A 1,304-nucleotide genomic window follows, 5' to 3' on the forward strand; every position below is an offset into this window, starting at 1 on the left:
GTATATACTTTATAATATCTTTAAAACCCTGTTGTTGGAAATCCGGTCAGTACCCTATATCGCTTTTTAAGCCGCCCCATGTGTTCTCGTTTTCTGCAGGAGGATCGCCTGCAGCCGAGACACTGAATGGCGGCCGTCTGCGAAAAACGGTTTTGCAAGAGAATCATCATCCCCCCGGGGGCGGTCCGTTGGAGGGTTGCAAAAGCGACACCGCTTCCGGTTATTGGATCGCAGACGGCTTTCACGCAGACAGGATCGTATATCGAGACCTTTTTGATGCCATGCCGTAACTTATGAAACGAATTCATTCAACTGTCGACTTTCATGACGATGACCGGAAAGAGGCGCCGGGAGGATACGGCCTATGAAAATCGAAAGTTGAGGCGTTCAAATGAAAAAACATCCTGTCGGATGTCATCCGACACATGGAGGTGAACATGTCCAAACGATATGATGCCCTGGTCGTCGGTTCGGGTACGGCCGGGCAAACCGCAGCTTATCAATTGAACCGCAATGGATTTTCAGTGGGATTGGTTGAACACAGCGATCGACCGGGGGGAACCTGCGCCCTCAGCGGTTGCCAGGCCAAGAAATGGTTCTATGAAGGGACCGAGGCCGTGGCCCGATCGCGCCACCTTTCGGGCATCGGCATAACGTCGCCGGCGATTGCCGACTGGTCGGCCCTGCGGGATGCAAAAAACAGGTTTACCGCATCCGTACCTTCAAAAACGGTAAGCGGCCTGAAAAAGGCAGGCATCGATTTTATCCCTGGGCAAGCTCGTTTTACGGGGCCACAGTCCGTCGCCGTGGGCCGGGAAGAGTTGACCGCCCGCTTTATCGTTCTCGCCGTGGGTGCGGTCCCCATGTCGCTGCCCATCGATGGGTCTGATCACATCATATCGAGCAGCGAGTTCATGGAACTGGACCGCCTTCCCTCCCGCATCGTCTTTATCGGCGGCGGATTCATCTCATTCGAATTCGCCCATTTCGCCGCCCGGCTGGGTCCTTCGGACATCCACTGCATCATACTGGAAGTGGCCTCCCGCCCCCTGGGGCCTTTCGATGAGCAAATGGTCGCTCTTCTGTCGGCCGCCTCCGCCGAAGCAGGCATCGATATCCATACCAACGTCGGCATTCTGGGAATCGAGAAGACCGACAGGGCCTTCCGCATCACAACGGAAGGGGGTCGCCGGTTTGAAGCGGATCTCGTCGTGCATGGTGCCGGACGGGCCCCGAACATCGACGCCCTGGAACTGGACAGTGCCGGAATCGAAGCCACCAAACGCGGCATCACCGTAAATGAG

At 56.1% G+C, this 1,304-nt stretch carries 1 protein-coding gene; it reads left to right on the forward strand.

All coding sequences use genetic code 11. The features are described from left to right. Nucleotides 1–437: 437 nt before the first annotated feature. A partial coding sequence (locus AB7S84_RS11095) for an FAD-dependent oxidoreductase (protein ID WP_428154483.1) occupies nucleotides 438–1,304 on the forward strand: 867 nt, incomplete at its 3' end.

Origin of the sequence: Desulfococcus sp., from assembly GCF_050178255.1 — a bacterium.
Lineage (GTDB): Bacteria > Desulfobacterota > Desulfobacteria > Desulfobacterales > Desulfococcaceae > Desulfococcus > Desulfococcus multivorans.